Source organism: Microvirga pakistanensis (genome assembly GCF_004458765.1).
In the GTDB taxonomy this organism is placed as follows: domain Bacteria; phylum Pseudomonadota; class Alphaproteobacteria; order Rhizobiales; family Beijerinckiaceae; genus Microvirga; species Microvirga pakistanensis.
The window spans coordinates 284,650-301,807 of record NZ_SPJX01000187.1 but is presented as its reverse complement, the minus strand read 5'-3'; the positions used below and the strand labels follow the sequence as shown (position 1 = coordinate 301,807).

Here is a 17,158-nt window from a genome sequence, read left to right as displayed (position 1 = left end):
AAAAATACAGAGGGTCAGCCTCTATCCCCCGGGAGCTCGAGCACCGCTCGAAGCCCTCCGAGAGGCGCGGCTTCGAGGTTGAGCGAGCCCCGGTAGAGGGCGGCGAGATCGCTGACGATGGAGAGCCCCAGCCCCGAGCCGGGCTTCGTTTCGTCGAGGCGGCGGCCGCGCTTGAGAACCTCGGCCCTCGCGGCCTCGGGAAGGCCTGGGCCGTCGTCGTCGATGAGGAGACGGAAGCGCGGGCGATCGTCGTCCTCGCGGATGACCTCGATGGAAATCTCGACCTTCCGGGAGGCCCATTTGGCAGCGTTGTCGATGAGGTTGCCGGCCATCTCCTCGAGATCCTGCTTCTCGCCCCTGAACCGCAGGTCGGGCGGGATCGCGAGCTCGAAGGCCAGGGCCTTGTCGCGGTAGATCTTGGCGAAGGTGCGGGCGAGGCCCGCGATCACCGGCTCCACATCCGTGAGCGTGCCGAGCGTTCCGGCCAGCGCCGCCGCGCGGGCGCGGTCCAGGTAGTAGTTCACCTGGTCGCGCATCAGGACCGCCTGCTCCCGCACCCGGGCCGCAACCTCCTCGGGTGCGTTCTCCGCCTCGTTCATGATGATGCTCAGCGGCGTCTTGAGGGCATGCGCCAGATTGCCGACCTGGGTGCGCGCCCGCTCCAGGATCTCCCGGTTCGTGTCCAGCAGGAGGTTCAGCTCGCTCGCGAGCGGCGAGATGTCCCGGGGATACTCGCCTGCGATCCTCTCCGCCTCGCCGCGGCGGATGGCCCCAAGGGCGCTGCGGAGTTTGGCCAGCGGCCGCAGGCCGAACCGGATCTGCAGAAGGGTGGAAAAGCCGAGAGCCAGCCCGAGCAGCGCGAAGGTCATGGTCAGGGCAAAGAGAAAGTCGCGGACGGCCAGGTCGATTTCATCCGCCGGGCCCGCGACCCGGATGATGTAACGGCCGTCCTCGCCCAGATCGATGTCGCGCTCGATGAGGCGAAGGTTGCGCTCGTCGGGCGCCTTGCCGTAGCCGCGGCGGATCTGGCCGAACCGGTTGTCGGCGCCCACGGTGAGGCTCGGGATCTGTCCACCGAAGAGCGACTTCGAGGAGCGGACCTCGCCCGGCTTCGCATTGGGCCGGGCCACCTGCCAGTACCAGCCTGACAGGGGGAGCTCGAAGCGCGGATCCCCGATGGGACCGAGGTCCCGGTCCGGATCGCCCGGCGCCACCAGATTGGACGCCAGGGTGTTGGCGTAGACCAGAAGGCGCTGGTCGAAGGCCCGCTCCGTGTTGTCGCGGTAGAGCGTCTGCAGGATGAGCCCCGCGACGAGCAGGATCGCGAAGCTCCAGAAGACGGACGAGACCGCAAGCCTGACGGCGATGGGCCGGCCCGAGAGGCGCGCCAGGACCGGGCGAAAGCCGCTCACGACTTCGTCTGGGCCTGGCTCGCGTCGAGGAGATAGCCCAGGCCGCGAACGGTCTGGATGATGTCCACGCCGAGCTTCTTGCGCAGGCGGCCGATGAAGACCTCGATGGTGTTCGAGTCGCGGTCGAAATCCTGATCGTAGAGATGCTCCGTCAGCTCTCCGCGCGAGACGATGCGGCCGGTATGGTGCATGAGATAGGACAGGAGCCGGTACTCGTGCGAGGTCAGCTTCACCGGATTGCCGTCCACCGCCACCCGGCCCGAGCGGGTGTCGAGCTTCACCGGCCCGCAGGCGATCTCGCTCGTCGCATGCCCGGTGGCGCGGCGCAGGAGGGCGCGCACCCGCGCCAGCAGCTCCTCCATGTGGAAGGGCTTGGTCACGTAGTCGTCGGCCCCGGCATCGAAACCCTGAACCTTGTCGCTCCAGCGGTCGCGGGCGGTCAGGATAATGACGGGGGTCTTCCGGCCCTCCCGCCGCCAGGCGGTCAGGACCGAAACGCCGTCCACCTTCGGCAGGCCGAGATCGAGGATGATGGCGTCGTAGGGCTCGGTGTCCCCCAGGAACTGGCCCTCCTCGCCGTCGAAAGCCGTATCGACGGCATAGCCTGCCTGCTCCAGGGCGGTCACGATCTGCTTATTGAGGGTATTGTCGTCCTCGACAACGAGAAGGCGCACGTTTCGAGCTTTCTTTTCAATGGACCGATTTGACCCGCCCGGACGGGCCGTCGATCGTCACTTGAACGATGCGGCCGTCCTTTTGCAAGGCCATGATCACGTAAACCAGGGTATCGCTGCTGCGGCAAAGGCTGGCCCGCACCACGTCCGCGTTGGGGACCTGGCGGCGGGCCGTCATGACGGCGGAGGCTGGCGCGACGACGCCTTTGGAGGCCACGGCCTCCTGCATTTCCCGGGGCGGGAGGCAGTTCTTGAGGGCCGCGGTCGCGCTCTGCGCGGACGCAGCCCCCACCATTCCCCACATCGCGACGACGAGCCAAACCAGACGCATGGGCGGCTTATGCCTTTGAAGCACTGAACGAAGCCTGAATGCCCAATCTAGAGCCGTTTCCACCTGCATGGAAACAGCTCTCTTCTTTGTCGTGCCGCATTTTGACGGCGAACCGTGTCCACTTCGCCGAAAAATTGCCCTAACCCGCAATCCTCCTGGTGGCCAGAATCCGGAAGACCGTCGAGGCGACGAAGCTCGCCGACGCGACGAACTGCACGAAGGCTTCCTGAAAGGGATTGCCGTTGAGTTCGGACGCATCGAACCCGAACAGGCCGAGGATCAACGCCGCAAGGCCGATCAGATTGGCCCAGATCGTGCGGCTCGCGAGAATGGTTTTGGTATCGAGCATATCGGACATTCCTTGTGGAGAGAGACATGAGGACGCCAGCCGGAGGGCTTCCTGCTCGGCGTCGAGAACCCGCCTGCGCCACCCGCGCCCGAAGACGGGCCAGGTGACGAGGCGGGAGAGAAAGTCGAGGCGCGCGCGCGTCAGGCGACGGATGGCCTCGACGGGATCCGTGTTGCGGACAGCTTCGAGCGTGATCGGGCCGATCAGCCCGTCCGCCTCGATGCCGAGAACCTGCTGGAGCAGCCTGACCGCGCGGCCAGGACCCGAATTGACCGCGAGATCGAAGAGCGCGAGGTCGAGCCCCGGCGGGAGCTCGTCGGCGCGAACGGCGTCCCAGTAGAACCGGCGATAGATCGCGGACGCCTCGTCGATGTCGAGGTGGCGGACATCGTCGACGGACACGGGCTGGCCCCTGGCGCGGGACAGCGTCTCCCGGGTGATCCCGTAATTGGTGGCTCCGCCCGGATCCCGCGGGTGATCGGAAAAGCCGCCCTCGTGCCGCAGGACGAACGCGAGGGCTTTTGCGAAGGACGCGGGAGCGTTCGCCGCAGGCACGGCTCAGAGCTCCGCCTGCAAGGCCAGAACGGCGGCATTGCCGAGATGCAGATGGCCGACGGAGCCGGCCGTCCCGGAAAACGACGCCGTGGATTGCAGCCTCAGCGTCACGGCGGAGGGGCTGGCCGGCACGACCGTGGTCACGTTCACCGTTCCCGATGTCGTGACCCAGGCCGCATTGTTGTTGCTGAAGAAAGCCATCTGGTTCGCGACCGGAACTCCGCCGGCCCAGGCGCCGCCGCTCGTGACCAGAACCGGATTGGCGCGCATGCGCGTCGGCAGGGTCACCGGAATGTCGATGAAGTTGGCCGAAACCCTTTGTCCGAGCGCCCCCACGAGCATGTAGGACGTCCCGCTGACAGGCAGAGGCTGGTAATAGCGCCGGCAGTGAAACTCCTCCCTGTCGAGCGGCTCTCCCGCCCAGGGCGTCGCGTAGGATCCGATCTCCAGCTTCACGTTCCTGAAGGAGCACGCGGTCGGGGGATTGAGCCTCACGGTGACGTGTCCCGTCTCGCTCCCGTCGAGGGTGACAGACACGGCGCGACGGCCGGATCCGCCCGGGATCGTCGCCGCCTTCGAGCCGATCAGCACCGGGAGCGGACCGGATGGATCCTCCACCGAAAGAGTCAGGTCCGCACCGGCGAGGTGGGCGGCTCCCGCGAGTGCGGAGGCATGCGCCACGTCGACGACCTGATCGAGGGCTCCCGTCAACGTGATCGTTCCGTCCGCCGTGCGCGCGAGCGTGCAGCCGCCCGGGCCGGCCTTCCAGCGGTCGTAGCCATAGGCTCCTTCCGCCAGAGATCCACCGGAGAATCCCCGCTGGTTCACGCGGAAGAAGCCATTGATGAGCAGGTTCGCCCGCGGCAGGTTCGACAGCCCCTGCGGAAACGTGCCGACGCCCGTCGCGCGGTCAAGGAGCAGCGCGTCGATCCAGTCCGTCCCGTCGGGCGAGACGCGGATGCCGAAATCGTCGCTGCCGATGAGGCCCGTCTCCGCCCGCCCGCTGAAGCCGCGCTGATAGAGCTGCGAGAGCACGTTGGACGTCCCGGCCTTGTTGAGCACGAAGCGCAGATCACCTGTTCCGCCCTCCTCTGTGCCCAGGGCGGCGAACAGGGCCGCGTTGAGCTTCGCCGCGAAGCGGTTCAGGCCGTCGGGCGTCGTTCCCACGCCGAGGCGGTCCAGTTGGTCGAGGATCCGGCAGTAGCGGCCGAGGTCGTGCCACTCTCCGCCGCCGAACACGACGACGGCATCCTCCGCCTCCACGTAGGCCCGCCAGCCGGGACGCGGGGAGAGGAAGCGCCATGCTCCGAGGTCGAAGAGAGCGATCTCGCCCTCATGCCCGGCGAAAGCGCCGGTTGCGGCGGGCCCGACGAGATAGCGGTCTCCCTCGGCAGGCGCCGCGGGCGGAGCCGTGCGCCCGCGTTCCTTGAGAGCCAGGTGGACGAGGGCGTCCAGGCACGCCAGGGCTTCGTTGTGCGTGACGTGTTTTTGCGCCTGCGCCGCGGCGAGCAGCGGCAGGGCCAGATGGGGCGTTGAGGTCATCGATTTTGCCGTGAAATGAACGGGTGAAATTCGTCTTGGGATGTCTGCGAGGCCGGCTCATCGAGAGCGCGAGAACAGCCCCATATCGTCATGGTCGCACTTGCTGCGGCCATCCACGTCTTGAGGATCGCACCGGCCAAGGACGTGGATGCCCTGCTTGAAGCGCCGGGCATGACGGAACCGGGCCCAGAATGGTTTTCGGGATCCCTAGAGAACCGGCAGCGTGACGCTTCTGTCGAAGCCTCGGCCCGCCACCGCGCTGAGCTGCGCGATGCGAAGGCTGAGCGTCGTTTGAGCCGCGCCGAAATCGGCCCTCTCCTGCGCGGTCGGATAGAGCACGGAGGGTTGCGGGCTCGTGAGCGTGCGGACGACATGTCCCGCGTTCAGGATGTCGATTTCGTAACGCTCGACATCCTCGGAGAGCGGAACGTCGAGCGCCTCCCATCCGTCCCCGTCGCGCCGGGTGCGGCGGATCCAGGCGATGCGCAATCCATCCGCTTCGCGATGCACGGACACATGGACCGGGCTGCGAGGCTTCAGGGCTTCGCGCCCGACAATCGCCGTAACCTCGACCATCGCCGGATCGGCATGATCGCGTCCGGACGGGCCGATCCTGTAGCGCCAGCTTTGCCCCAGCTCGGACAGATCGGTGGCCAGCGGGGCGATCGCTTCGTCGAGACGCACGATAAGGGCCCCCTCCGGCACGGCACGGCCCGCCTCCGGCTCGGTTCCCGCAAGCCCGCGCAGGAAGCGCGAGAGACGAAAAGTCCGTTCGCCGATCATCTCCGCGCGGGCCGCCGAGACCAACTCCCACCGCCCGTCCGTTCCCGTGACGGCGAACAGGTTGCCGCCGGCAAGCGCCGCCTCGTCGTCGAGGGAGCTGATCGCCCCGGACGATATCTCGACCTCGAGAACGGCCCTCGGGTCCCATCGCCACAGCGGCCCCGCGGGCAGCGCAGTCCTCGTCCGCCCGATCACGGCCGGAAGGGTGACGATCCGATGCGGAGCGAAACTCGCGCCGTTGCCCGAGCGCCAGATCGTCACCGCGCCGGGCCAGGGATCGGCGGCGACCGCCACGTATTGCAGCGGCGCAGGATCGCCGAGAGCGGCCGGCAAATCGAGAACGACGACCTGCGGCTTGCCGGGAATGGGCGGGGGACGGCGCGGCGGCCGCTCGATCGCGGAGCCCGGCCGCTCGAACACGGCGGGCTCCACGGCCCGCGTGGTCACCTTGCGCGTCTCTCCATCGGAGATCCGCACGACCCGATGCAGCTTCGGGCCTGCGTCCGTCGGAAGCGAGATCACGTCGCCGGGCTCGAGATCGACGCGGCGCGGCGAGAGATCGAACTCCGCTCCCTCCAGGCCCGCCCACAAATCCTGCAGCCAGGCATCGGCGAGGCGCTGCGCTTCCGCGCGCCTCGTGACGGCGGCGCAATCGGTGCGCGTCTCACGTCGGCTCGATCCGGAGAGGCGGCGCGAGGCCACCGCCGCGCGGCGATAATCCAGATCGCTTTCCGTGTACCCGATCTCCACCTGCTGCGGCAGCTCCGTTTCCTGGGAGCGCGTGAGCTTGAGGGAGGGCTCGCCCTCCCGCATCACGAGTTCGTCCTTCGTCAGCGCGACGACGGAGCGCCCGCCGCGCCCTCTCCAGGCGATCCTGCCGCCGCTGGCGACGGCGTCGATTCCGAACAGGTGCATGAGCGGCTCGAGCGCTCCCCTGACCGACATGGGACGATCGACCACATAGCCGTCGACGAAGCCGTCGACCGGGTTCGCGCCGGGATCGGCGAATCCGAAATCCTTGAGAACGGACGCGATCAGGCGGTCGAGCGGCGCGCCTTCGATCCGCCCGGTGATCCAGTGGCCGGTCTCCCAGTTTCGGCCGTCGCTCCAGACTCTGTCGTAATCGGGAAAGGCCGGGAAAGGCCGCGCGTCCCACGCCCAGACGAAGATGTTCGCCTGATCGACCATGCGCCCGCCGTAAACGGGAGAGACCGGATTGTAGGCCGACGAGAAGCCGCGCTGGGCCGGATCGAAACGCGAGAGGATCGCCTCCAGGGCGCGCGCCTGGACGAGATCGTCGCGCACACGACACGAAAACGGAGGATAGGCGGATTCGGACGATTTCGGATCGGGGAAGACGTTGGGCCCGTTCGGTCCCTTGTCGACGGCGGGAATCCCGATCTCCGTCAGCCAGATCGGTTTCGACCTAGGCACCCATTCGGTCTGCGAGACCTCACGCCCGTTGGCTCTTTCCACATGCGGGTTCGACCACCAGGACACGAGATCCTTGGGCCTAAACATCCAGGGCTTGTCGTAGGCACCGTCGGTGATCGGCGTGCGTCTCTGCGCCGCCCGGTCGGATGCATCGGCATAGTACCAATCGAAGGCCTCGCCGCTGCCGAGACGCCTGCGCAGATAATCGACATCGTGGATGCTGCGGGCCTCGGCGAGGTCCGCATGATCGGGGCTGTCGCGCCAATCGGAGATGGGCGGATAATAGTCGATCCCGACCGCGTCGATGTCCGGATCGGCGAAGAGCGGATCGAGGGGAAAGCGCACCTCCGATCCGCCGTCGAGGACATGGGTCCCGTATTCCGTCCAATCCGCCGCGTAGACGAGCTTCGTGCCGGATCCGACGATGGCGCGGACCTGCCCGGCGAGGGACCTGAAGCGATCGACCGCCGGGTAGCGTCCCGGCGCCGAGCGCACCCGCGTGAGCCCCACGAACTCGCTGCCGAGGATGAAGCCGTCGACCCCTCCGGCGTCCCGGGCCAATCGCGCATGGTGCAGGATGAACGCGTCATACCCGTCCGCGCCGGTGAACCATTGGGTGACTTGCGTCGCGGCCGCGCTCGTGCCGTCGACGGAGCCGGGCCGCCCTGGCGCGGGGTTGCACGTGATGCGCCCTCTCCAGGGATGGGCGGGCTGGCCCGTGCCGCCATAGGGGTCGGGCAGCGTATTCCCCCCGGCGATGTCCATCATGATGAACGGATAGAGCACCACCTCCAGGCCCCGGTCCTTCAAGTTTTGGATCAGCCGCATGACGGAAGCATCCGCCGGCGTTCCGCCATAGGCCGGCGCGCCGTCGACCTGCGAGACGGCCCGGGCCGTCTCGCGCGTCACGTTCCCGACCGACCAGGCAGCGCCGGCGGTCGTCTTGGTTCTGACGTCCACGCGCGGCTCGATCCGGCAGGAGCCCGCCCTGAGATCCGTGCCGAACCAGCTGACCACCAGGGAGACGCGCCTGAGATTCGGACACAGCGCCTCCAGGGCATCGAGGGATGCGAGAACATCGGTCCCGCGCCGCATCTGGTGGCGGTTCTCAGGGCGCGTCCTGCCGAGGTCGAGCACCTGCGTGACGGGGAGCGTGTCGTAGCCGAACTCGCTCGCGCCCGGGATCAGGCAGACGGCGCGGATCATCCTGTTGAGGCCGTCGACCGGCCGCACCACCTCGAAGGAGAATTGCGGCACGCGGTTTCCGAAATCCTCCAGCGGCAGGCGCTCGAAGACCACATAGGCGAGGCCCCGATAGGCCGGCGCGACGCTCGCGCCTTCCTTCGCGACGATCAGCGGATCGGGGTTTTGCGTCTCCGATCCGCGATGCACCCGCACGGTGATCCCGGTGAGGTCGATCTCGCGCCCGTCCGCCCACACGCGACGCACGAACGCGATGGGTCCCTCGCAGAGTCCGACCGCGAGATTGGCGTAATACGAATAGGTCGTGGTCACCGTCTTCGGGCCGCTCATGCCCTTGCCGCCCTGGGCGCCGGACCGCTCGGTCGTGGTGTTGACCACCTCCTCGAGGCGCGTCGCCCAGATGAGCTGGCCGCCGATCCGCGCCCGGCCGTAGATCCGCGGGATGGCCGCGCCCTCCGTCGAGGTGAGGCCGTCGATCTCCTTCAGACGCGGCCCTTCGACATACTTGGTGTTGTCGCCGCCGAAGAGCGCGTTGTCGATGGCGGCGCCCGCAAGGCCGCCGAGCGCGCGGCCCGCCATCGCGCCGAGCGGTCCGGCCACCATGCCGCCGACGACCGAGCCGACGGTTTGTAGAACGAGTGTCGCCATGATCAGGATTCCGGAAAGCGAAAGGCATGGGCGAGATGACGCCGCCACCACGGCGCGAAGGCAACCTCCGCCACCGATGCCCCGTCATGGGCATGAATCATGGTGTCGGCCGAGGTCGCGACGGCGCAGTGCTTGGCCGGCAGCCCGTCGCGCCAGCGAAAGAGAAGCACGTCGCCCGGCACGAACGTCGCAAGCGGTATTTCGACGAGGTGCCGTCGCGCCGCCGCGAGGAGCGTGTCGGCGCCCGCTTCCGCCCAATCGGGCGAGTAAGGCGGCGGCAGCTCCGGCTCGGCGCCCATCACGTTGCGCCAGACGCCGCGCAGGAGGCCGAGGCAATCGCAGCCGACGCCCTTGAGGGATGCTTGGTGACGGTAGGGCGTGCCGATCCACGAGCGCGCTTCGGCAACGACGCGCGACGAGAGTTGGGCGCTCACTTGAACAGGCTCCCGCCGTCGAGGCCGGGTTCGCCCTGCTGCGGCATGCGGATGATGAAATCGTTGCCGGGCATGTGCGGAAAGCCGCGGAAGTTCACCACGTTGTCGAACCTCCGGCGGCACATGGCCTGGGTCTTGTCGCAGCCCGCCGTGACGCGGAACGTGTCGCCCGCCTGGATGGCCTGCGGCGCGCGCTGCCAGAGATCGAACTCGTCGGTTCCGTTGATGGCGCGATGGACCTTGATCTCGACGGAGATGCCCGCATTGTCGCCGCCCGTCCAAGTGAGCTTGCCTCCCGTGCACCACCCGTCCGCAAAGCCGATGCCGGACGCGACGATGCCGAGGAAACCGTCGGTGCGCGTAACGGTGCCCGTATCGGAATAGGACGACGACGCGAGGTTCACGCCGCACCGGGCATCGCCCAGATCCGCCGAGCAGGTGGCGCGGAACAGCCGTCCGCGCTCCTCGTCGTAACGGTGCATGAGCCCCCGCACCTCGGCGACGAAGCTGCCGTCGGCGCGGCGGATTTCGCCGATGGAGCCGATGTCGAGGAGCAGGCGCTCCTCGACATCGCTCCAGTTCACGAGCCAGGTTTCCACGCTCGCGTCGTCGTAAAGGCCCGAGGAGATGTCGTCTTCCGTGATCCCCGCGGACATGAGCGCGCCCGCGACCTCGCCCCCGCCGACCGCGAAGCCGAGCTCGGCGGCGGCCTCCGCCGCCTCCAGGCCGGACCGCGCGGCGAAGACGGTTCCGCCGAAGGCGAGATCGCGGTCGTGATCGGTGAAGCCGAAGCTCCTGCCGTCGCGGCGGATCAGCTTCCAGCAATGGCAAAGGCTCGTCGCCCCCTCCGCCAGATGGGCGGCGAGGCCGGAGGGAATGGTGCGCATGGTTGGTTCTCTTGTGTCATTCCGGGCCTGCTCATGAGGAAGCATCGTCATGGCCGGGCTTGACCCGGCCATGCACGCCTTCATGGCGCCGCGGTTTCAAAGGCGTGGATAGCCGCACCACGTGCGGCCATGCCGGAGGAATGGTCGTCACTCCCGGCAGGGCGGGATGACACTGAGTGGCGATCTAAGGAACGATCTCGATCAGCGGGATCTGCGGAATGGCTCCCGCTTCGAAAGCGGAGAGATCGATGTCGAGCTCGTCCGTGTCGAAGCGGACCGGCACGTCGAAGCTGTAGCCCGCAGTGACGACGGCTCCGGCCGCAGGCGGCGTGGTGAACGTCACGAGCCCGGTTGCCGGATCGCAGGTGAAGGCGGAGCCCACGTCCTGCTCGACGCCGTCGAGGGCGACCCGCACCGACCCGCCGACCGGCTTGGCGATGGTTCTCGCATAAGGCGCGAAGGACGCGCCGTAGGTTTTGACGAGCTGAAAGGCTGTCGCCGTTCCGTCGCCCGTGCCGATCCGCTGGTCGAGGGGCGTCGGCTCCGCCGAGGGAGGACCGGAGCGCCAATCGACCCGGTCGCGGAAGCGGAAGCCGTGGAGCCTGCCGCGCCGCTCCTCGAAGAAGGCGATCACCGCATGGAGGGCATCGACGGTTCTCACGCCGAGTCCCGCATCGTAGCGGCGTCGCGACGAGGCCCAGCGGCTGTTGCGGTGCTCGCGGCCGGAGGCGAGCGTGACCACGTCGGTCCGGCGCACGGGCCCTCCCCGGCTTCCCAGACCGACGTCGAGGGGGAAGCGCACCTCATGGAAATCGGACGCCATGATCCATCCTTCGTGAGCGTGAAACGAAAAAAGAGCGGGTGGCGTTGTCGTCGGACCACGACAGCCAGCCAAGGAGACGCCAGGCGATGAGCAATGCCCCCAACGACCTCGCGGACGATTTCCCGGACAAGGTCGATCGGATTCACCAGCTGAAGACGAGCAACAATCACTTCGCGCGGCTCTACGACGAGTACAACGAGCTGAACCGCACCATCCATCGCATCGAGACCCGGGTGGAGCCGAAGCCCGAGGAGGTCGAGGAGGAGCTCAAGCGTCGCCGCCTGCACATCAAGGACGAGATCATGGCGATGCTCGACAACGGGAACGCCTGAGCCGCCGGTGGCTACATCCCGCGCTGGCCCCGGGCGACGGCCCGCGCCAGCGCGGCTGACACCTGAGCCTCCGAGCGGCGGAAGCTCTCGGCATCGGGCGTCGCGATATTGACGGTGATCGAGGTGGAGCGCCCCGCTCCTCCGGAGCGCACGCCGAGCCGGCCGTCGGGCCCGCGCGCCAGCGGCATCACGGCCTCCGCGCCCCGCTCTCCCATGAGCCCGAGACCGCGCCCGAGCGGAAAATAGGTGGGCGCGCCGACAACGCCGCCTTGCGCGAACGGCATCACCATGCCGCGCGAGACCACGCCGCCCCTGGCGAAGGGCGCGGCGGCAGCGCCGCCTCCCGCTCCGAACAGGGAGCCGAAGATCGAGCCGATCCCCTTGAGGAAGCCGCCCAGCAGGTCGCCGCCGCCGAGCGGAAGCGAGCCTCCCATGGCGCCGGTCGTGAGCGACTTGACGCTCTGGCTCAGGGCCAACTGAAGGGGTGCCAGGGCAAGGCGCAACCCTGTTTCCACAAGAGACTCGCCAACTTTCTTAAGAACGTTATCAAATTTCTTGCCCTCGGCGATGTTCTTCGCGAAAGCATTGGACAAAGAGTCCCCGAATTTGTCGGAGAGGCCGATGAGAGTATCAAGCTGGCGCTTCCTGTCGTCGTTAGATTTTGAGTCCTCCAAAGGCTTATCTCCAACCAAATTTGCCATATCGATTCTTCCGGTTTTTGTTCTTGTCGCATGTGTAAGCACTCCTCCGACGAGAAGTATCTTCAAGACTCCCGGAATAAGCAGCGCGCAGTGGAGTCGCATTCGGGACGAGTGCTGGTATGAAGCGGAAAAGGCTACGGCCGCTGCCAATCCAAGGACCGCAGTCGAATACACACAGCGGCAGCTCTTCAACATGTGTGCGCAGTTGAAGGGAGCGACCTTCGTCGGTCGAGTCACAATGCCAGATGAGCAGTGGGATCAGATTAACGCAATCTGCAAGGAAGAAGCTGCCAGGACTGTCGCAGGACAACCGGCCTCTCGCGCAAGAGACGAACGGAAGGAAGATCTGGAGATTGAGTGCGCGAAGCGGCACGGGGCCGTATTTCGCCAATCCCTTTACCCTTGAGGGTTATTCCTGAACATCACCAAGCCGCTCTGTCATAGTCCGCCTCGATCCGGAAACGCCTCCATCATCCGCCTCAGATCTTCGCTGACCGCAGGCTCGGTGTGCCGCCCGCCGCTCAAACCCTCCCAGGCCGCGAGCAATTCGCGCGGAGTCGCGCGCCAGAACTGGTCGGGGCTCCATCGCAGAACGCTGAAAGCCAGCATCATCGCGTCCTCCCACGGGAAGGCCTGCTTCCCGCTCATGCGCCCTGCGGCGCCGGCATCGGCTCCGAACGTGGATTCCGCTTTTGGATTGAAGCCGACGCTCTCTTGTTTGATCAGCGCATCGTCGAGGTCCGCACGATGCGCTACGGAGGGTTTGACGACGATGTCTCCGCGCCGAACGTGGCGACGAGAAGATCGGCGATGGCCGAGGCTACCGGCTCGATGCCGTCGAGGAGCGGCAGGTTCGCCACGTCCTGATCGCTCAGGTCGTGGCCGCCGCCGCGCAGGGCGACGGCGAGCAGCGTGAGGAGGTCCCGGCTCGACAGACGCCCCGTGCCGAAGCGCTCGGCGAGCGCCATGAGATCCGCGACGCCGAAGACGTCCTCCAGCTCGGCGAGCGCGCCGAGGGTGAGGCACAGGGTGTAGCGCCTGTCGCCCAAATGCAGCGCGACTTCGCCGCGTCTCTTGTTCGCCATGATGATGTCTCCGATTGTTTTGCCGCTCCCGGCCGGAGCGTCAGCGGAGGGGAATCCATAGTCCCGTAAACGGGAGTGGACCCTCTTCCCTCGCCTTCGGCTTGCCGGGGATGACAAGGGAATGCGTCGATGACGACACCGTCACAGTGCCACGAAGGTCAATGCGCCGGCGGATTCGAGGGCCATCTCGAACGTGACCTCGCCCGCGTGGTCGCCGCGATACTCGAGGCTGGTGATCTGGAACGGGCCCTCGATGCGCCCGAAATCGGGAACGATGATCTGATAGGCGAGGATGTCGCCGTCGAAGAACACCTGCCGCATGCGGGCGTCCGACGCCTCGTCCTTGAACACGCCGGAACCGGTGATGCCGGCGCGGCGCACGCCGACCCCGGCGAGCAGCTCGCGCCAGCGCCCGGCGGATTCCGCATGGGTGACATCGACGGTCTCCGCGTTGAACGACATCTGGCGGGTGCGCAGCCCCGCCACGGTCACGAACCCGGTTCCCCCATCGCTGATCTTGATGAGCAGATCCTTGCCCTTCTGAGCAGGCATGAAAACATCCTTTCAAAAGATGAAGAGGTTGAGGTGGGACAATTGCTTGTCTTCCCCGCGAGGGCGGGAATGACTGCGGAGAGTTCGTCTCACGCCCGTTCGGTGACGGCGCGAAGATGGAGGGTGACGCGGGCGAGCCGGGTGTCCTTGTCCCGGACGGAGGCGATCTCCGTCACCCGCACGCCGACGAGCCTGTGGCCGTCGAGGTCGAGCGGCGCATCGTCGAGGATGGCGGACAGACGCTCCGCCACGGCAAGTCCGGTGCGGGCACCGCCGCGCTCCGACCAGACCACGATGGCGAGATCCTGCTCGTGGCCGCGATCGGTGTCGGTGGACCAGTCCCGGGCCGTGACGTCGCCGAACAGGGCATAGACGGGCTCCGCATTCCGGGGCGGTTCGTCGTGAAAGCGCACCATTCCGCCCATGAGGGAGATCAGCTCCGCATCCGTTGAAGCCGTCTCCAGAATGGCGCGGCGCAGCGCCAGGATCGGACTCGTCATGCCTTGATCTCCTCGACGAGGCAGACGAGATCGCGCCGCGAGCCGTCCGGATCGGTGGCCACCCGAATGGCGAAGCGGCGAAGGCCCGCGCTCAGGCGCATGGCGCCGGTCACGCCCTCGCGGTAGCGCAGGGTGATCCGGTGGGTCAGGCTCTGCTCCGGCCGGTCGGCGCGAACACGCTCCGAGCCGGAGAGCATTTCCATCGCGCCCCAGACCTGCGGTCCCGGCCTGTAGGACCGGATGACGCCCCCGAACCCGTCGGGGCTCTCCAGCGGCACTTCGAGAACGAACCGGCGCGCACGCGCGCCGATGGATAAGGATTTGGTTTTCATGGGAGATGACTTCGAGAAAATCGATTGCGCGTCATGACCGTCGCTTCCCGTCATGGCCGGGCATGACGGCAGTGGACGTCAGAGACGCGGTCGCTGGAACGGCGCCACGAGCGCCATGGCGTCGGGCGGCAGAACCTGAGAGCCCACCACGTCGCCGCGGTTCTCGAACCAATGGGCGACGAGAATCTTGATCGCGAGCTTCAGGCTCTCGGGAACCGTGTCGGGGGAAGCGCCGAAGCCCGCGCGCAGCGCGATCCGGATTCCGTGCCTGGCCTTGCCGGGCTCCGGCGCACCGGACACCACCAGGCGGGGCGGATCGCTCGCGGCATCCAGCTCAACGGAATCGAGCGCGACCTCCGTCGCCGCGCCCGCCGCATCGAACACCTTGACGCTGTCCACCGCCAGCACCGGCGAAAGCGGCAGCAGGACCTTGCCGCCGAGCGGCCAGCGGTCCATGACGATGTGCCAGCCCTGCTCGATCAGGAGACGCCGGGAGACGGATTCCACCATGAGCCTTGCGGCCCTGATCAGGCCCGCGACGAGATCGTCCTGCCCCTCGTCGTCGAGGCGCAGATACGCCTTCATCTCGGGCAGGGTGACGGGCTCGACGGCGGGGCCGTCAACGAATATCGGAATCATCGCAACGGGAATCCTTCCATGATGAAATGTCTGATCACGCTCGCCATCGCCCTGCCGCTCGCGGCGACCGGGGCGAAAGCCATCGTCGGCGGCGCGGAGGACCAGGGCCCCCTCGCGCGCCGGAGCGTGATGGTGTTGAGTTCGAACGGGGGCGTCTGCAGCGCCGTCGTGGTGGCTCCGGACGTGGTGCTCACCGCCGCCCATTGCGTGACGGGCGCGGACGAGCACCGGGTTCATTTTCGCGACGGGGCGGGCGAGCCGGTGCTGATCACCCCCGCCGCCAAGGCCGTGCATCCGGGCTACAACGCGAAGGCCGTCGAGACCCGGCAGCGCTCCATCGACCTGGCGCTCGTGCGCATTCCTGAACCCCTGCCCGAGCGGTTCGAGCCGGCGACGCTGACGGCCGCCAAGCCCGCCAAGGACGAGACGGTCACCGTCGGCGGTTACGGGCTCGCGCGGGAAGGCGACGCCAGGACGACGGGGACCTTCCGCACGGCGCCCCTGACAGTGACGGAGCCCTACGGGCCCAGCCGGATCCTGCTCTGGTCGAAGGGAACCGGCGCCATGGGCGCCTGCCAGGGCGATTCCGGCGGTCCGATGGCCTCGGGCGCAACGGTCGCGGCGATCACGTCGTGGTCGTCTCCCGCGGGCAAAACGAGCTGTGGCGGTATCACCCAAGGGATTCTCCTGGGCCCGCAGAAGGACTGGATCGACCGCACCCTGCAGGGCTGGAACCGCGCCGCATCGTGGACCGAGGACTAGCGGATCACTTGTCATTCCCGGCCGGAGAGGGCGAAGCCCTCGTAGGGGAAGGGAATCCACAGCTCAGTGCCTAAAGAATGAATCCCCTTCCCTCGCTTCGCTCGCCGGGGATGACAAGTGACTGCACTTGGTGACTGCACTTGGCGACTGCACGTGGCCTGAGGACGACACGGCACCGTCTTGGCCGGCACAAGTCCGGGCATGACGGCGGGGCCATAACCTGCTCCCCGCCATGACCCGGAAGAGGAGTGGAAATTTCAAGCGGGGCGGAACTATCTTACCTGAACGGGCCTTCCCTTCCTGTCGATTCCTCCCTCCCCTGTTCCCGATGCGCGCGCTCTCATTCCTGTTTCTGATCGCCTTCACGTTCCTCACGAGTTCCGCGCAGGCCGTCCTGCTCGGCTCGGCATCGCGGGATCCGAACGGCCTGCGGCGCTCGGTGGTTTTCATCGAGAACTCCGTAGGCGAACTCTGCTCCGGCGCGCTTGTCGGGCCCGATCTCGTCCTCACGGCCGCCCATTGCGTCACGGATGCGGCCTCGTACCGCGTCGTCGCCGTCAATCGGGCGTTCAAGCCGCAGCGCATCAGGGTCGTGGCCCTGATCATGCATCCCAGCTTCGTGCTCGGAACGACCCCGCGCACCCAGCCCGGCGTGGACCTGGCGATGCTGCGCCTCGAACGCCGGCTCGGCCCCGAATTCCTGCCGCTCGATCCCACCCTGTCGGGCCGGATCGGCCTCGGCGACCCGGTCACGATCGCCGGGTACGGAATCTCCAACGAAAACCGCAGGGGCACCGCGCGCGTTCTGCGGCAAGCCAATCTCGTGTCGCTCGGCCCCATCGAGGTGGCCAACCGCGTTCAGATCGTCGCCGATCCCGAGCGGCTGGCGGAGACGAGCGGCGCGGGCGCCTGCCGCGGGGATTCCGGCGGTCCGATCCTGGCGGCGACGCAGCAGGGCTACCTGCTCTACGGCATCGTCAGCTGGTCGAGCGGCGCCCTGCGCACGAGCGGACGGACGGCCTGCGGCGGCCTGACGGCGGTGACGCCCATCGCGGAGCATCTCGGCTGGATCCGGCAGGCCGCCAGCAACCTCATCGCCATAGACGGAGCCTGGACGAGGCGCTGATCGCGCCCATCGCATAGAAAGATTGCCCCTCCGTCATGGCCGGGCGTGTCCAGG

At 67.4% G+C, this 17,158-nt stretch carries 19 protein-coding genes; 3 read left to right on the top strand and 16 right to left on the bottom strand.

Features of this window, described 5'->3' with window-relative positions:
- Positions 1 to 14 precede the first annotated feature (14 nt).
- From E4K09_RS13165 to E4K09_RS13125, 9 genes are all read right to left on the bottom strand, one after another.
- Positions 15 to 1,412, bottom strand: a complete 1,398-nt coding sequence (locus E4K09_RS13165) for an ATP-binding protein (RefSeq protein WP_244610480.1) — start codon at positions 1,410 to 1,412, stop codon at positions 15 to 17.
- Positions 1,409 to 2,086, bottom strand: coding sequence for a response regulator transcription factor (locus E4K09_RS13160; RefSeq protein ID WP_134497672.1), 678 nt, complete (start codon positions 2,084 to 2,086; stop codon positions 1,409 to 1,411). The genes E4K09_RS13165 and E4K09_RS13160 overlap by 4 nt, the downstream gene beginning before the upstream one ends.
- Positions 2,087 to 2,102: 16 nt before the next feature.
- Positions 2,103 to 2,417 carry a PepSY domain-containing protein gene (locus E4K09_RS13155; protein WP_134497670.1) on the bottom strand — a complete coding sequence of 105 codons (315 nt, stop codon included), beginning with the start codon at positions 2,415 to 2,417 and terminating at the stop codon, positions 2,103 to 2,105.
- 139 nt (positions 2,418 to 2,556) lie between these two features.
- Complete coding sequence (locus tag E4K09_RS13150) at positions 2,557 to 3,321, bottom strand: glycoside hydrolase family 108 protein (protein ID WP_134497668.1); 765 nt, start codon at positions 3,319 to 3,321, stop codon at positions 2,557 to 2,559.
- 3 nt (positions 3,322 to 3,324) lie between these two features.
- Positions 3,325 to 4,863 (bottom strand): DUF2793 domain-containing protein, encoded by a 1,539-nt coding sequence (locus E4K09_RS13145; RefSeq protein WP_134497666.1) that lies wholly within the window; start codon positions 4,861 to 4,863, stop codon positions 3,325 to 3,327.
- 207 nt (positions 4,864 to 5,070) lie between these two features.
- On the bottom strand, positions 5,071 to 8,931 hold the full coding sequence (locus E4K09_RS13140; protein ID WP_134497664.1) for a baseplate multidomain protein megatron: 3,861 nt from the start codon (positions 8,929 to 8,931) through the stop codon (positions 5,071 to 5,073).
- Between the two features lie 2 nt (positions 8,932 to 8,933).
- Complete coding sequence (locus E4K09_RS13135) at positions 8,934 to 9,365, bottom strand: NlpC/P60 family protein (RefSeq protein WP_134497662.1); 432 nt, start codon at positions 9,363 to 9,365, stop codon at positions 8,934 to 8,936.
- Entirely contained in the window at positions 9,362 to 10,252 is an 891-nt protein-coding gene (locus E4K09_RS13130) for a DUF2163 domain-containing protein (RefSeq protein WP_134497660.1), read from the bottom strand. Before E4K09_RS13130 ends, E4K09_RS13135 begins: the two co-directional genes overlap by 4 nt.
- A gap of 184 nt (positions 10,253 to 10,436) precedes the next feature.
- Positions 10,437 to 11,075 (bottom strand): DUF2460 domain-containing protein, encoded by a 639-nt coding sequence (locus E4K09_RS13125; protein ID WP_134497657.1) that lies wholly within the window; start codon positions 11,073 to 11,075, stop codon positions 10,437 to 10,439.
- Positions 11,076 to 11,161: 86 nt separating this feature from the next.
- On the opposite strand from E4K09_RS13125, the gene E4K09_RS13120 reads away from it, so the two are divergent.
- Positions 11,162 to 11,407: an HP1242/YdcH family protein gene (locus E4K09_RS13120; RefSeq protein ID WP_134497655.1), complete on the top strand. Its 246-nt coding sequence runs from the start codon at positions 11,162 to 11,164 to the stop codon at positions 11,405 to 11,407.
- A gap of 11 nt (positions 11,408 to 11,418) precedes the next feature.
- Here the strand turns inward: E4K09_RS13120 and E4K09_RS13115 are convergent, their stop codons facing one another.
- The 7 genes from E4K09_RS13115 to E4K09_RS13085 all read right to left on the bottom strand — a co-directional run bounded on the left by E4K09_RS13115 (position 11,419) and on the right by E4K09_RS13085 (position 15,216).
- Positions 11,419 to 12,108: a phage tail tape measure protein gene (locus E4K09_RS13115; RefSeq protein WP_134497653.1), complete on the bottom strand. Its 690-nt coding sequence runs from the start codon at positions 12,106 to 12,108 to the stop codon at positions 11,419 to 11,421.
- A gap of 438 nt (positions 12,109 to 12,546) precedes the next feature.
- Positions 12,547 to 12,756, bottom strand: coding sequence for a phage tail assembly chaperone (locus E4K09_RS13110; RefSeq protein ID WP_134497651.1), 210 nt, complete (start codon positions 12,754 to 12,756; stop codon positions 12,547 to 12,549).
- Positions 12,757 to 12,860: 104 nt separating this feature from the next.
- On the bottom strand, positions 12,861 to 13,193 hold the full coding sequence (locus tag E4K09_RS13105; RefSeq protein WP_134497649.1) for a gene transfer agent family protein: 333 nt from the start codon (positions 13,191 to 13,193) through the stop codon (positions 12,861 to 12,863).
- Between the two features lie 141 nt (positions 13,194 to 13,334).
- Entirely contained in the window at positions 13,335 to 13,745 is a 411-nt protein-coding gene (locus tag E4K09_RS13100; protein ID WP_134497647.1) for a phage major tail protein, TP901-1 family, read from the bottom strand.
- A gap of 89 nt (positions 13,746 to 13,834) precedes the next feature.
- Complete coding sequence (locus E4K09_RS13095) at positions 13,835 to 14,245, bottom strand: DUF3168 domain-containing protein (RefSeq protein ID WP_134497645.1); 411 nt, start codon at positions 14,243 to 14,245, stop codon at positions 13,835 to 13,837.
- Complete coding sequence (locus E4K09_RS13090) at positions 14,242 to 14,577, bottom strand: phage head closure protein (protein ID WP_134497643.1); 336 nt, start codon at positions 14,575 to 14,577, stop codon at positions 14,242 to 14,244. Before E4K09_RS13090 ends, E4K09_RS13095 begins: the two co-directional genes overlap by 4 nt.
- 78 nt (positions 14,578 to 14,655) lie before the next feature.
- Complete coding sequence (locus tag E4K09_RS13085; protein ID WP_134497641.1) at positions 14,656 to 15,216, bottom strand: head-tail connector protein; 561 nt, start codon at positions 15,214 to 15,216, stop codon at positions 14,656 to 14,658.
- 18 nt (positions 15,217 to 15,234) lie between these two features.
- On the opposite strand from E4K09_RS13085, the gene E4K09_RS13080 reads away from it, so the two are divergent.
- Positions 15,235 to 15,978, top strand: coding sequence for a S1 family peptidase (locus tag E4K09_RS13080; RefSeq protein ID WP_425293842.1), 744 nt, complete (start codon positions 15,235 to 15,237; stop codon positions 15,976 to 15,978).
- Between the two features lie 328 nt (positions 15,979 to 16,306).
- A complete protein-coding gene (locus E4K09_RS13075) occupies positions 16,307 to 17,104 on the top strand; it encodes a S1 family peptidase (RefSeq protein WP_134497639.1) in 798 nt (265 codons plus the stop codon).
- Positions 17,105 to 17,158: the final 54 nt, after the last annotated feature.